This is a genomic window from Niallia endozanthoxylica, assembly GCF_008710145.1.
Lineage (GTDB): Bacteria > Bacillota > Bacilli > Bacillales > Cytobacillaceae > Bacillus_BD > Bacillus_BD endozanthoxylica.
In genome coordinates this window covers 96,893-111,320 of the sequence record NZ_VYKL01000006.1, presented here as the reverse complement: position 1 = coordinate 111,320, position 14,428 = coordinate 96,893, and the positions used below count along the sequence as shown (strand labels likewise).

Genomic DNA, 14,428 nt, shown 5'->3' with positions numbered 1-14,428 from the left:
AACACCCAACTATGAGGAAAGAGAACAATCAAAAATTTGTTCAAATCCCATACCATCTTTTGATTTCGATGATTCAGTATAAAGCAGAAGAAATAGGCATAAAGGTGATTGTAACAGAAGAATCTTATACTTCTAAGGCTAGTTTTCTAGATGGAGATGATTTTCCTAAATATGGTGAAAAAAGAGAGACAATCTTTTCAGGCCGTAGAATTTCCAGAAGCTTATATCGCACAAAAAACAGCACCATCCTCCATGCAGATGTCAACGGTTCTGCGAATATCATGCGAAAATATGCGAATAAAGAGGCCATCTCTTTCCAGATAGAAGATGTGGCCGTTCATCACCCTTTAACCTATCAAATGGTTTAAAAGCAGTTCCGAAGCAAGAGCAACGGAATAGAGGGCCTGGTGGTCACTAGAGCCACAATGTCGCAGGTCCCGTAACGTTAAGCGTTCAGCCTGTAGGTTCGATACGTTACAAACCCCCTCCTCAAGGAACGAAGTGAGTAGGTGGGGGAAATTGATTTCAATCAGTTACAACACGCAACGGTGGTTTAGCAACAATGGATATGAATGAATTTTCTACGCCAACGCTTTTGGTTCTTTCATCGCTAATGTTTATTGGTGCATCTCCCAACAGTGTTGGTGGAGGGATTCGAACAACGACGTTTGCTATCATGTTATTAGCTATCTATAACTACGCAAGAGGAAAAAACAGTATTAAAGTTTTTAAGAGAGATTGATCCTGAAGATGTGACTAAAGCATTTGTTGTCATTACAACTGCTGCAATGATCTGTGGAATTGCAGTTGCCCTATTGACCTTTCTAGAACCGAAAATGAGTTTGCTTCAACTTTTCTTTGAAGTGTGTTCAGCGTTTGGTACGACAGGGCTTTCTATGGGAATCACGGCAAGTTTAAGTACCGGCGGGAAAATTGTAATTATTCTGCTAATGTTCATCGGACGTATCGGTATCTTTTCCTTCCTATTCCTATTAAGGGGCGAAACAAAAGAAGATCTCTACCATTATCCTAAAGAAAGAGTCATTATTGGATAAGATAGATCGCTAACCTATTCCAAAACCTTTGAGTTGTGGTATGGGAACTATTCCGTAACCGGGCGCTATAACAGAATGAGATGTTTAGAGTCGATTCTCAAATTGAGAATCGACTCTAAATATTTCATCAGTTATAACACCCGATTGTATAAGTTTACTTACGTTTCCTTTTTAGTACGTTGTAAATCTCAATTAAACGCATAGTTACCCTTTTTTAGTAAACATTACATATAAAAAGGGGGAACGAATAATGGATTATGAAAATCCAATTAGTGTATCAGAACTCGGAACGCTTTGGATTACATATCAAGAAAAAACAATGATTTTAAGAATTCTTGAATATTTCATTGAAAAGTCTGATGACCAAGAAGCGAAAAATATTATGGGCATGATGTGGCAAGAACTTGATTATTATGTGGAAATAATGAAAAAGATTTTCAAGAGTGAAGGAGCAGTCATTCCTAAAGGATTTACAAAAGAAGATGTTAATTTAGATGCACCCAACTTATTTGACAATGGATTTGACATTATGTTTCTTCGTATTTTAAAAGAAGTGAGTATGGGAATGTACACAATTAATATGAATATGGCGTACCGAGTAGATGTGATGACGCTTTATGAGGGTTTGACCACCATTACTCATAAGTGTTATAAATTGGCTACCCTTTACTTATTAAAAAAAGGGATTCTTACTCTTCCTCCGAATGTCACAATACCTAAAAAAACAGAATTTATAGAAAGCAAAAAATATATGAGAGGTTATAAACTTTTTAGTGAAAAAAGGGCATTAAACTCTATTGAGGTAGGTTTCCTTCATCATGGAATTGAAGTGAATAATATTGGAATGCAACTTATTACTGGATTTGCCCAGTCTGCAAAGAACAAAGAAGTTAGACAATATTTTGAAAAAGGAAAGGAACTTGCTAAAAAGCATATAAAAACATTCCGGGATTTACTTTTAGAAAATGATATTCAGTTTTCTTCAACCTCTGGAAGTACGGTAACCACTTCAACGATTGCACCATTTTCAGACAAACTTATGATGTTTTGCATCGACTTTCTCAATGGATTTAGCATTGTTGGGGAGAGTTTTGGAGCATTTTTCACATTAAGAAATGATATAGCTTTAAAAACAGCCTTATTAACCAAAGATGTCTATTTTTACGGTCAAGAAGGATTAGAAATTATGTTTAAACACGGATGGTATGAAGAACCTCCACAGACAGAGGATCGTAATCGCTTAATAAACCGCAATGAATAAAACGGGATTTCTAGTAAAAAATAATCCTCTAGTGTTAAATTTATTTAACATTAAAATTCAATGTGGAGGGATAATTATTTTGAATACTTTGCTTAGCTTATTGTCAATGTTCATTACATTGGTTATTAAAGCTTCCTTCTTTATTGAAAAGATGGGATTAAAATTAAAGTCATCATTAAGTATGCCAACTTTAACATAAGCAAAAGTATTTTCCATGTATTATCGATTTTCCACAATGATTAAAAAAGGCGAACCGATTGTGTTTGCCTTTTTTCTGTGGGGTATCCAACAAAATAGCCCGATTTCTAATACTAAGTTTTGACACCAAAGGAAATAAAAAAAGACTGTCTATACGACAGTCCTGTTCTTTAATTAAAGAACTTGTTATTAGAATAAGAACTTACTTATCAAAGTTAGTCCAAAAATAATATTTATAAACTATATAAAGATTTATTAGGCTATTACTTTTGAATTCTCTAATTTATCAATCACTTGTTGTGTTGAAGCAACTTCAGCTTCAGCTGATGCTTCGGCAGCGGCAGCGTCTGCAGCTCTTTGCTGTATTCGTTCTACTGTTTCCATAAATGGAGTGGAAGCAGCCCCAACTGCGAAGGCAAAATCGTACAATATGCCTGTAATTTGATTGATTACAACCCATGCTCTGTCAAACCACCATATAGTTTCACATGGACAAGCTGGAGTATAAGCTTCTACATACTTCAGTTTTACCAAACCATCTTCAACGTCGCCAACATAGCCATACCATATTTGACCGCCCTCAGTTTGAAGAGCGACAAAGTCGCCTTTAAGGTTGTCGAGTTTATCCTGAAGCTCTTCTGCGCTTTCGTTATTATGGCTCACTTTTTTTCACCTCCTGAACTCTAATCTATTAATATAAAATACACTGATGAAACGAAAGGCGTTATATTAATTATTTTAGAAAACGGCGGCACAAGAAACGTCCCGGCGTTTCACCCTAGCACATTAGCCAATTTTTATTCCTACTTATTAAAAGTGGACAAGCGTGCAAGCATCCTTTCGACACAATCATACATTGCCATATCAAAGGAATTCCTTTGAAAAATATTAAATAGGAGATGGTTAGAATTGTCACAACTGCAACGTCGTTGCGGAACAATGGATTTACACGAAAAGTTATTGAGGGAATCAGCGGAATATGCTAAAAATCGAGCGGAGATTGAAAAATTCACTGCCGATTTTAAGAAAAGTAAACTACTATTAGCTGCTGATAGAGGGATTATCCGTATTCCGGTAGTTGTTCACGTGGTCTACAATACACCGGTACAGAATGTTCCTGACGAGCAAATCAATAGTCAAATGGTCGTCTTGAATCAAGACTTTCGCAGTTTGAACGCTGATATTGTGAATGTACCTGGCGTCTTTCAAGACCGAATCGCAGATGCAAGAGTTGAATTTACACTTGCTACTGTAGACCCTCAAGGTAACCCGACAAATGGAATTGTAAGAGTACCCACAAATGTGACTGAATTTACTATAGAGGCTGATAATGTAAAATTTACTGTTGCAGGCGGGTCTGATGCTTGGCCGTCAGATAAATATTTGAATATGTGGGTATGCAATCTTGAAGGAGGCCTTTTAGGCTATGCTCAATTTCCAGGAGGACCTGCAAATACCGATGGTGTGGTTATTGATTTCCAAGCATTTGGGACCACTGGGACAGCTGCTCCTCCCTTTCATTTAGGCAGAACCGCCACACATGAAGTAGGGCACTGGCTCAACCTTTTTCATATCTGGGGGGATGATGGTGAGGCATGTACTGGGTCAGACCTAGTAGATGATACACCTAATCAAGCGGGACCTAATTTTGGTTGTCCGACCTTTCCGCATATTACGTGCAGCAATGGACCAAACGGCGATATGTTTATGAATTATATGGATTATGGTGACGATCATTGCATCATCATGTTTTCGAAGGGACAAGCTGACCGTATGGATGCTTGTTTACAAGGACCAAGATCATCGTTCTTAATTTATGAGGTGAGAAATGCAGATCTCTCTATAGAATTTACAGGAACCCCTGCTTTTATTGAAGCTGGCAAAAACTTTACCGTTGTTCAGAGAGTAAGAAATCTTGGGCCGGATAAGGCAAGAGAGGTAACTCTAAGTTTTGTTTTACCTGAGAATACGCAATATGTTAGTTCGACACCTGAAGGTACTATGAATGGTAACCTGGTTACTTGGACTCTTGGAGATTTAGCCAACGGAGCCATGCTGGATGTATCTATTACTCTTCTTCCTACAAATAATCAACTGACATGTCTGCAAGCTTCTGTATCATCTATTGAAGCAGACCCCGACACAGGAAATAATTCCATTGAGCAGTGTTTAATGGCTTTTCAAACTGAAAGAATAAGAGCCGCAAGAGTGATAGATTCTACTACGTACAGCAAACAGCTACGAGGGATCATTAAAACAGATAAAACCATTACTAGCTGTCAAATACTTGAGATAAAAAGCGAAACCGATCATGTGAGCCTGCCGGATGCTGCGGGAAATGTAAGAGCTAAGGTCGAAACGGAAATCGTTGTAGGTCTCCCCCTATCAAACGGACAGCGTATCAAATGTAAAATGGAATCAACTCATCACGTTCAATTAATGGCACCTCCAGGAACTAGAATTTCTAGCGATATTCTAAGTTATAGCTGCAGCTTTGAACAATTAGAGGAAGATAAATACAAGATTACTGTCATATTCCAACAATCTGTCCAATCTACACAAAATACTATTTTGGATATACCTGTAATCGGTTAAAACGTGGGGGTTGAAAGATGGGGATGGTTTTCGTGTTTCATTAGTAAGTATTCGGCCGTTGAAAAAGCAGGTGAAAGTATCCTGGGAATGTATACTGGCTGCACTTAGGTATTTTGTTAGTGGGATATCGACATGGGGATAAAGACCTGATGATCCGGTAATAAACTAATTAGATAGTAAAATAGAGATACGGAAACCGTTCTTCCATAAAAGTCAAAAAGGAAAGTTCTGTAAAGATGTTATCATCTTACGGAGCTTTCCTTTTTTGTTCTGAGGAACGAGGGACGGTCCTGTACTGAACCCAAAAAGTTAGACAATTATTTTTAGGCAGCTAAAGCGGATTGTTCTTTGTATTGTACGGGGGTCAATCCTTTTCGTTTTGCCTTAATACGTTTGTGATTGTCATAGTAAATATAGTTCTCTCGTGAACTACCCTCCACTTATTGACCTTACGGTCTAATTGAAGTGGGGGCTTCTCGACTTATCGTTGCTTTTACTAGCCAACGAAAATTGACCGAGCTAACCCTCTTGTTCCAAGAGTTTTTGTTTCTATACTAATGCCAATAGGCGAATGCCTTCATTTTTGATATTGATTGCCGAATTGTAGTCACGATCTGCCACAAAGCCACAAGAACACTGGTATGCACGTTCAGATATGAACATTTTCTTTTCAGCATCACAGCATGAACATTTTTTAGTAGAAGGAAACCACCTATCAATTTTCACAAGTTGTTTCCCTTGTTCTTTTAGCTTGTACGCTAAGAAGGTAGTGAACATACCCCAACCGTTATCATGAACACTTTTTCCAAAGTGAAGTGCTTGAGACATTCCTTTCATGTTTAAGTCCTCGATCACAACAGCATCAAAATTAGAAGCTAATTCTTTTGATTTATGGTGAAGAAAATTCATGCGTTGGTTAGCTACTTTTTCATGTAACTTAGCCACTACTAGTCGTTGCTTGTTCCAACGTGCAGAACCTTTCCTACGCTTGGACAGAATGCGTTGTGCTTCTGCTAACTTTTCTGACATCACACGATAGTAACGAGGATAATTGGCTTTCTCATTCTCACTACTCACGTATAATTCAGCCATAGCAAAATCTAGCCCAACGACATTTTCTATTTTTTTAGACTGTATTTCCTTTTCGTATTCTGTTAGTACGGAAACATAGTATTTTCCTGACTTTGTTCTGGAAATGGTACAGGATTTCAATTTATAATCAGCAGGAATTTCCCTGTGCTGTTTGATTTTAACCAATTTCAGTTTAGGGAGCTTGATATGACCGTCTTTCAGTTCGATGTTTTCATTGACTAAGTTAGTCGTGTAGGATTGTTTTGCTTTACGGTTTTTGAACTTTGGAAATTCCGTATTGCCTTCAAAAAAGTTCTTATAAGCTTTTTGTAGGTTCATTTGTGCATTTGCCAAAGCTAAAGAATCCACTTCTTTTAGGAATGGAAATTCATCTTTATATTTAGCTGGTGTCGGGAATTTTTGCTTTTTAAGCGTTTCTTTATCATCCTTGAACTTTTCATAGGTTTCCTTGCGTTCTGCTAACATTTTGTTATAGACAAAACGAACACAGCCAAATGTTTTGGCTAACAATACTTCTTGTTTTTTGTTAGGTAATAAGCGAAATTTGAAAGCTTTATTTTGCTTGGTCATATCCATTCACCTCACTTCTGACCTTGATTTTCGATATATTTTTTGATGGTATCTATTGGAGCACCACCTGTTGTAAGTAGGCAGAAACTCCTTGACCAAAACATTTCTTTCCATAGTTTTTTTCTGATGTGTGGGAAGTCCCTTTTTATCAGTCGTGAACTAGCACTCTTATAAGCATTGATGAATTTGGATAATTCAGAGTTAGGATGTGCTTTGAACAAGATGTGGATATGGTCTTTATCGTGATTCCATTCCACTAAAGAAATATTGTATTTACTTCCAATCTCAGCGAACATATCTTTTGCGAATTCAGATATTTCATTATCAAACACTTGTCTGCGATATTTTACAGCCAGTACAAGATGATAGTACATTAAGAACACTGAATGGTTATTGCTATCCAACTTCATTGTTATATCAGTCCTTTATCTATCTAAGACTGATTATACTAAAACTTTTGGCTAAAGCCAACCGACATTCATCTCCCACCTACTCATTGGTGCTATTCGCACCTTCACACTCCTTGAGGATGGGAGACTTCTTTCGGAAATCCGTTAAAATGGTCCATACTTATCTGGCCGATTCATTTGTTTAACTCGGTGATAGTACGTGCTCCGTGGGCTATCAGCCATTTTTACTAGGTCTGTTATCTTATATTCCTGTCTTCATTCATAGATTGCCAGCGACTTTTCCTGTTCTGTTATTTTTTCTTTTTCTGGATCAAGGCCTGTAACTTTTTTAAATAGGCATTCTTCATACGTAGCTGTCCGATTTCAGCTTGTAAAGCTTCTTCCGCGGACGCTCCCGTATCATTCATATAGTTTTAGTACGTCCACTTTAAACTCTAATAAGTATTTTGTATATGAATCTTGAAAAGTATCTTGGGTATATTTCAGGATATGAACGGATGGGGTTTTGTGCAAAAAAAAGATAATTGAGAACTTTGGCATTTTAGTTTTATTTCTTTAGGATAATTTTCTCAATTTTTTGATACCTTATTGACATTGAAAATCATTATCAGTTAATCTTAAAAGGCAAGTTACTAATGATAATGATTCTCATTATTAATTATATTTATAAATCCCATGATAATTAAGGAGTGGTAAGTGATGGAATTGGCTGCCCGTACTTATTCAAGAAATGAAGCATTGCTACAAATGCAAGAACAAAGAGAATCCAATGCAAGATCCTATCCAAGAAGGCTGCCTCTGGCGATTAAAAGAGCAGAAGGCATTTACATAACAGATATGGATGGAAAGCAATATATCGATTGTTTAGCGGGGGCAGGTACATTGGCATTAGGCCATAATCACGATGTCGTTCGTGAAGCGATTGAGAATGTTCTCCAGTCGTATTTACCTTTACACACACTAGATTTGACAACTCCGGTAAAAGAGGCATTCATCGATGAATTATTTACTTCCTTGCCACAATCCTTTTCGGAAAAAGCAAAAATCCAATTTTGTGGACCTACAGGGGGTGACGCGATAGAGGCGGCCTTAAAGTTGGTAAAAACAGCAACGGGAAATAGATCCATTCTATCATTCCAAGGAGGATATCATGGCTCTACACATGGAACATTAAGCATCAGCGGTACGCTAGGCCCAAAAAAGAATATTCATGCACTTGTTCCTGATGCACATTTTCTTCCGTATCCATATGAATATCGTTGTCCATTTGGGGTCGGCAAAGAAGGGCACCGTATCAGCAGCACGTATATTGAAAACCTTCTAGATGATCCGGAAAGCGGCATTGTTACCCCGGCCGGTGTCATTGTAGAAGTTGTGCAGGGGGAAGGGGGATCTGTACCAGCTCCGATTGAGTGGTTAAAAGAACTGCGCCGGATCACGAAAGAACGAAATATACCGTTGATTATTGATGAAGTTCAGACAGGTATTGGCCGAACAGGAAAAATGTTTGCATTTGAGCATGCCGGTATTGAGCCGGATGTTCTCGTGTTATCAAAAGCAGTAGGCGGAAGTCTTCCGCTTTCGGTTGTTCTATACGACCGTCAACTTGATAAATGGGAACCAGGAGCCCACATCGGGACGTTCAGAGGAAATCAAATGGCGATGGCAGCAGGTCAAGCAACTTTGCGATATGTAAAGGAAAATCAATTGCCGCAACATGTACATGAGATGGGTGCCTATGTAACTGAGCAGTTAAAATCCATCCAAAAACAAGTTTTGTCAATAGGGGATGTCAGAGGAAGAGGGCTGATGATAGGTATTGAAATTATCAATCCAGCAAAACAGCCAAACCAACATGGGAGTTATCCGGCATATTCTGAACTGGCGAAGAAAATTCAACAAGAATGCTTTAAGAGGGGATTAATTTTAGAAGTTGGAGGCCGTTTTGGCACGGTTATTCGTCTGCTGCCCCCATTAATTATTACAAAAGCGCAAATCGATGAAGTGCTCGACCGTTTCTATGAGGCTATTACAAATGCTGAAATCCAGTTTGGATTACGCTAGAAGGAGATAAAATGGGAAAAGAATTTACACAATGGTTTCTTCATCCTAGCGATGAAAGCAAGAAAATGTACCACGCTCTTATGGATAATGTCATTACGCTAATTGCTAACCAAACAAAGGAAATGACTCAGCCTTTTTCCGGGAAAACGCGTGAAGAGATTGAATCAAAGGTGAGAGAAATCCTCTCCATACCGGTTGCAGCGCAGGAAATGGATCAGGTGATGAATGAGATTGAAAACAGCATCGTGAGAAATTCCTTATGGATCTCTCACCCTTCTGCTATGGCCCATCTCCATTGTCCGCCGTTACTGCCGTCCCTTGCAGCTGAAGTGATCATTAATGCACTGAATCAATCAATGGATTCGTGGGATCAGAGTCCTGCGGCTACTTATGTTGAAACAGAATTGATCAAGTTCTTAACAAAACAAATAGGGTATTCACATGATGCGGACGGTACGTTTACAACTGGTGGGACACAATCGAATTATATGGGAGTACTGCTCGCTCGAAACAAGGCATGCCAAATGCACTTTTCAGCTCATGTTCAGAAGGAAGGATTACCGGGAGAAGCAAGGAAACTGCGAATCCTTTGCTCTGAACACGCCCATTTTACCGTTCAAAAATCGGCAGCTCAGCTTGGATTGGGAATGGATGCCGTAGTAAAAGTAGCGGCAAATGATAGGCATCAATTTTGTGTGGAAGATGCGAAGAGGAAAATCAGACAACTTAGAAAACAGGGACTTCTCCCCTTTATGGTTGTGGCAACAGCCGGAACAACTGATTTTGGAAGTATTGATTGTTTAGGAGATATCGCTGAATTGGCAAACAAAGAACAATTATGGCTGCACGTCGATGCAGCATACGGAGGGGCTTTGCTCTTTTCCCATCAACACGGTCATTTGGTGAGGGACTTATGTTTAGCAGATTCTATAACCATTGATTTTCACAAACTTTACTATCAGTCTATTAGCTGCGGTGCTTTTTTTGTGAAACACCAGCAAGATTTTCAGCAAATCGCTTACCATGCAGAATACTTGAATCCTGAAGAGGATCTGGAAGAAGGCATAATCAATCTCGTAGAAAAAAGTGTTCAGACGACGAAAAGGTTTGATGCTTTGAAACTATTGATGACATGGAAGCTGATAGGAACGGATTTGTTTGGGAAAATGGTGGATTACACCATTCATCTAGCGAAAGAAACAGCAAGACTGCTGAAGAAGGAATCTTGTTTTGAAGTACTAAACGAGCCGGAACTGAATGCCGTAGTATTTCGTTTTCTCCCGTCACATCATCGTGAGAATCAGGAATATGTGGATGAAATTAACTTGGCTATTCAACGTACCTTTTATCAAAGCGGTGAACTGATCATGGCTAAAACGAAGCAGGGCGGAAAAGTGTATTTGAAATTTACGATGCTCAATCCTCTCAATACGATTGACAATATGAAAGTACAAATAGAGAAAATAAAGCAAGCAGGAGAAAAAATAGAGAAAGAGCAAGGAGAGAACCGGCGTGAATATTCCGTTTATTGCTAATCATCTTACAATACAAAATCTAATCAATTGCTATGTTAAGGAAACGGGGGAAGGTGAGTGGAAGGATATCAATGAAGTCCCTATTCGATTAGAGGACAAAAGGATTAAACAAATGTTAGTCCTTCCATTTGAACGGCAGTCGATTACTTTGTATATTCCCGTTCGGTATCAATCGATAACAGAACGTCATTTGTTTTCACCGATTATGTATTATCAAGTCAAAAATGATGAAGTGAAACAGCTTGACTACATCACATTAATAGCTTTCATGCAAAAGGAATTTTCACTTCAATCGGGTGATCCTGTACAAGCTGATGAGCTTATGCTCAGGACCATCTTAAGCTATCAAAATATGAAAAGAATTATTTCAGATAGAAGTAATAGTCTGCAAGAATGCTATCAAAAAGAAAAAACATTTCTTCAATCTGAACAATCCCTGTTAATTGGTCATCAAGTACATCCAACACCGAAAAGTCGCCAAGGGATTGACGAGGATGAGGAGGCTATCTTTGCACCTGAGCGCAAAGGAGCGTTCCAGCTTCATTACTTCCGGGCAGCTAAGACCATCGTGGAGGAAGGATCCGTTTTGCCCCAGAATGCTACGATGCTGATAAAAGAGGAATTGAAGAAAGATCCATTTGTTTCACAATCTTTTAAAGAAAACTATTGTCAGGAGGATGGTTTTTCACTCATCCCTGTTCATCCATTACAGGCAAGAAAACTGCTAGGAAAAGAAGAGGTGTGTCATCAGATACAATCAGAGAAACTTTCTTATCTTGGACCACAAGGACGCCGTTTTTACCCGACTTCTTCCGTTCGAACCGTGTACCATCCAGAAGCAAACTTTATGTACAAATTCTCCATTCCGGTGAAAATTACAAACTCGCTTCGTGTTAATAAGCGAAAGGAACTCGAACGCGGTGTGGAAGTGAGTCGTCTGCTTCAAAGCGAGCTTCACGACCGGTTGTCGGTGCTTCACCCGGGATTTCGAATTATTCAAGACCCTGCTTATATGACGTTGAATCTTGGAGTGGAAGAAACCGGATTTGAAACAGTGATTCGGGAGAACCCGTTTCAAGAGGGGAATGATTCGCAGACGACATTGCTCGCGGCTCTTTGCCAGGATCATATTACAGGAGAAGGTTCTCATTTAACCAACATTATTTCAGCTATTGCAAGCCAAGAAGGAATTTCTCTTGAAAAAGCAAGTGAGCGTTGGTTTGCCCGCTATTTAAAAATAAGCTTGCAGCCATTGTACTGGCTGTATTCATCCTATGGAATTGCACTGGAAGCCCATCAGCAAAATTCCATTATTAGATTAGATGAAAAAGGGTATCCTGATATCTTTTATTATCGCGATAACCAAGGCTATTATTTTATGGAATCAAAGGCTAGCGATCTCAAACAGCTCGTTCCAACCTTAAATGAAAAGAGTGACACGATATGTGCCGACTCTGTTGCAGAGGAGCGATTCCGTTATTATTTCTTCTTCAATCACTTGTTCGGACTAATCAATGCATTTGGGGCGAACCGTCTGATCGGTGAGCAGCATTTGCTGTTCATGTTGAAAGAAGAATTAAAAGACCTAAAAAAACATGCAGGTGATCATACAAACTTATTAGATTCCTTGTTATATGAGGAAAAGCTACCATGCAAAGCCAATTTATTGACAAGAGTGCATGATATGGATGAGCTGGTCGGATCCCTTGCGACACAATCTGTGTACGTCCATGTCACGAATCCATTAACTGTGAATGCAGGTGAGCTGAATGAAGTCTAAAGTGGTTACTAGGCAGGGTTATCCGTTTGATCAGTATGATTCGATAATCAAAAAGGTTATATCCTTTCGCCGTGTGAGTTTGAAAGAGGATGTAGAAATGCTTCACTCATGGATGCATAGAGAGCATGTAATTCCATTTTGGAAACTAAATATTTCATTGGCAGACTATAGGATCCATTTGCAAAATTTTCTTCAAGATGATCATCAAACACTTCTAGTGGGTGAACTGGATGGGGTCCCTATGAGTTATTGGGAGTCATACTGGGTGAAGGATGATATCATTGGAAACTATTATGCGTGTGATGAATATGATCAAGGCATTCATTTGCTGATTGGACCGAGTGAGTTTCTAGGAAAAGGTTTCATCTATCCATTACTAATGACTATTCTAAATAAAAAGTTTCAAGTATCTGAAACACAAACAATCATTGCAGAACCAGATGTACGAAATGAAAAAATGATTCATGTATTCAAAAAATGCGGGTTTCAACCTGTTAAGGAGGTTGAACTGCCTGATAAAACAGGTTTATTGATGGAATGTAAACGGAACATATTTGAAAGCAGGTGGAAGGATTGGCAAACGAACAAATTTTAGATGTGATTGGAGTGGGAATTGGTCCTTTTAATTTAGGACTAGCAGCATTGCTTCATAAAACAGAATGCCGCTCGTTGTTTTTCGATAAGAACATCCGCTTTGATTGGCATCCAGGGATGCTGTTAGAGGGAACGACACTACAAGTACCCTTCATGGCAGATGTTGTCACAATGGTGGATCCGACCAGTCCTCTTAGCTTTTTGAATTATTTACATGAGCAAGGGCGGTTATACCATTTTTACTTTTTTGAAAAGTTTCAAATTCCGCGGACAGAATACAATCACTATTGTCAATGGGTAGCGGAGCAGCTCCCGCAGCTGCAGTTTGGATGCAAAGTGGAGAATATTGAGCAAACAGAGGCGGGGCATTATCGTGTGACCGTTTTCGATTATAAAGAAGAAGAACGAAAAACGTATGACGCGAAACATGTAGTTGTAGGAGTGGGAACGAAGCCGTACGTTCCTGAGAAGTTTCATTCAGCTCTTGGTGACCGGGTATTTCATTCTTCTCAGTATAAAAACAAGCGGGAAGATGCCTTGAAAGCAAACTCTATTACGGTTATTGGCTCCGGGCAGAGTGCAGGTGAAATTTTTTATGACCTTCTATCGAAGCAGCCTGATCATGATTACAAGTTACGCTGGTTTACAAGGTCTAAAGGGTTTTATCCGATGGAATATTCCAAACTTGGTTTGGAGCATTTTTCACCTGATTATACTCGTTACTTTTATCACCTTCCGAAAGAAAGGAAAAAGAAGGTCCTAAATAATCAGGCGCTGTTGTACAAAGGGATTAGCGCTAGTACGATTGCAGATATTTATGACTTATTGTATGAACGAACCGTTGGAAACCAAGTGTCAAACATTCATTTACAGGCACTCACCGAGCTAGTATCGATAGAAGATTGGAACAATACCTATCATTTATCTCTGTACCAGCATGAACAAGAACAGAATAAGCAATTGGAAAGCGACGTCATTATTCTTGCTACCGGCTATCAACCTTTTATTCCGGATTGTGTAAAAGGAATGAAGCATAGGATTCAATGGGATGAGGACGGGCAGTTTGTCATTCAAGAAGATTATAAAGTGAAGTTGAATACGGATGGTCAAAATCATTTGTTTGTCCAGAATGGTGAGCTTCATACACATGGTGTCGGTGCACCTGATCTAGGGCTTGGAGCGTTTAGAAACGCGGCCATTGTGAATCAGCTAGTCGGAAAGGAAGTATATCAAATATATGAACGTAACGTCTTTCAGCAGTTTGGAATGTAGTA

Annotated in this window: 11 protein-coding genes and 3 pseudogenes; 9 read left to right on the top strand and 5 right to left on the bottom strand. The window is 38.9% G+C overall.

Features of this window, described 5'->3' with window-relative positions; genetic code table 11:
- From F4V44_RS02550 to F4V44_RS02540, 3 genes and pseudogenes are all read left to right on the top strand, one after another.
- Positions 1 to 368: IS200/IS605 family accessory protein TnpB-related protein (locus F4V44_RS02550; RefSeq protein WP_150438414.1), on the top strand; the 368-nt coding region annotated here is incomplete at its 5' end.
- A 155-nt stretch (positions 369 to 523) separates the two neighbouring features.
- Positions 524 to 1,055 (top strand): annotated as a pseudogene (locus tag F4V44_RS02545) (potassium transporter TrkG); the annotation flags it as partial.
- Between the two features lie 250 nt (positions 1,056 to 1,305).
- Entirely contained in the window at positions 1,306 to 2,316 is a 1,011-nt protein-coding gene (locus F4V44_RS02540) for a DUF3231 family protein (RefSeq protein ID WP_150438413.1), read from the top strand.
- A 453-nt stretch (positions 2,317 to 2,769) separates the two neighbouring features.
- On the opposite strand, the gene F4V44_RS02535 is transcribed toward F4V44_RS02540, so the two are convergent.
- Positions 2,770 to 3,177 (bottom strand): hypothetical protein, encoded by a 408-nt coding sequence (locus F4V44_RS02535; RefSeq protein ID WP_150438412.1) that lies wholly within the window; start codon positions 3,175 to 3,177, stop codon positions 2,770 to 2,772.
- Positions 3,178 to 3,423: 246 nt separating this feature from the next.
- Between F4V44_RS02535 and F4V44_RS02530 the strand changes: the two genes are divergently transcribed.
- Positions 3,424 to 5,109, top strand: coding sequence for a M43 family zinc metalloprotease (locus F4V44_RS02530; protein WP_150438411.1), 1,686 nt, complete (start codon positions 3,424 to 3,426; stop codon positions 5,107 to 5,109).
- 323 nt (positions 5,110 to 5,432) lie between these two features.
- On the opposite strand, the pseudogene F4V44_RS02525 reads toward F4V44_RS02530, so the two are convergent.
- From F4V44_RS02525 to F4V44_RS27740, 4 genes and pseudogenes are all read right to left on the bottom strand, one after another.
- Positions 5,433 to 5,531, bottom strand: a pseudogene (locus F4V44_RS02525) (IS3 family transposase); the annotation flags it as partial.
- 127 nt (positions 5,532 to 5,658) lie between these two features.
- A complete protein-coding gene (locus F4V44_RS02520) occupies positions 5,659 to 6,771 on the bottom strand; it encodes an RNA-guided endonuclease TnpB family protein (RefSeq protein ID WP_150438424.1) in 1,113 nt (370 codons plus the stop codon).
- An 11-nt stretch (positions 6,772 to 6,782) separates the two neighbouring features.
- Positions 6,783 to 7,181: an IS200/IS605 family transposase gene (gene tnpA, locus F4V44_RS02515; protein WP_150438410.1), complete on the bottom strand. Its 399-nt coding sequence runs from the start codon at positions 7,179 to 7,181 to the stop codon at positions 6,783 to 6,785.
- A 156-nt stretch (positions 7,182 to 7,337) separates the two neighbouring features.
- Positions 7,338 to 7,561, bottom strand: a pseudogene (locus F4V44_RS27740) (IS3 family transposase); the annotation flags it as partial.
- A gap of 325 nt (positions 7,562 to 7,886) precedes the next feature.
- Between F4V44_RS27740 and F4V44_RS02510 the strand changes: the two are divergent.
- From F4V44_RS02510 to F4V44_RS02490, 5 genes are read left to right on the top strand one after another with little or no spacing between them, the layout of a single operon-like run.
- Positions 7,887 to 9,245 carry an aspartate aminotransferase family protein gene (locus F4V44_RS02510; protein WP_396897471.1) on the top strand — a complete coding sequence of 453 codons (1,359 nt, stop codon included), beginning with the start codon at positions 7,887 to 7,889 and terminating at the stop codon, positions 9,243 to 9,245.
- An 11-nt stretch (positions 9,246 to 9,256) separates the two neighbouring features.
- Complete coding sequence (locus F4V44_RS02505) at positions 9,257 to 10,780, top strand: pyridoxal phosphate-dependent decarboxylase family protein (protein ID WP_150438408.1); 1,524 nt, start codon at positions 9,257 to 9,259, stop codon at positions 10,778 to 10,780.
- The gene (locus F4V44_RS02500) at positions 10,758 to 12,560 is read left to right on the top strand and encodes an IucA/IucC family protein (protein WP_150438407.1); all 1,803 of its coding nucleotides are present in this window, start codon (positions 10,758 to 10,760) and stop codon (positions 12,558 to 12,560) included. The genes F4V44_RS02505 and F4V44_RS02500 overlap by 23 nt, the downstream gene beginning before the upstream one ends.
- Positions 12,550 to 13,155, top strand: a complete 606-nt coding sequence (locus F4V44_RS02495; protein WP_150438406.1) for a GNAT family N-acetyltransferase — start codon at positions 12,550 to 12,552, stop codon at positions 13,153 to 13,155. The genes F4V44_RS02500 and F4V44_RS02495 overlap by 11 nt, the downstream gene beginning before the upstream one ends.
- Positions 13,134 to 14,426 carry a lysine N(6)-hydroxylase/L-ornithine N(5)-oxygenase family protein gene (locus F4V44_RS02490; protein ID WP_396897470.1) on the top strand — a complete coding sequence of 431 codons (1,293 nt, stop codon included), beginning with the start codon at positions 13,134 to 13,136 and terminating at the stop codon, positions 14,424 to 14,426. The genes F4V44_RS02495 and F4V44_RS02490 overlap by 22 nt, the downstream gene beginning before the upstream one ends.
- The last annotated feature ends 2 nt before the right edge of the window (positions 14,427 to 14,428 follow it).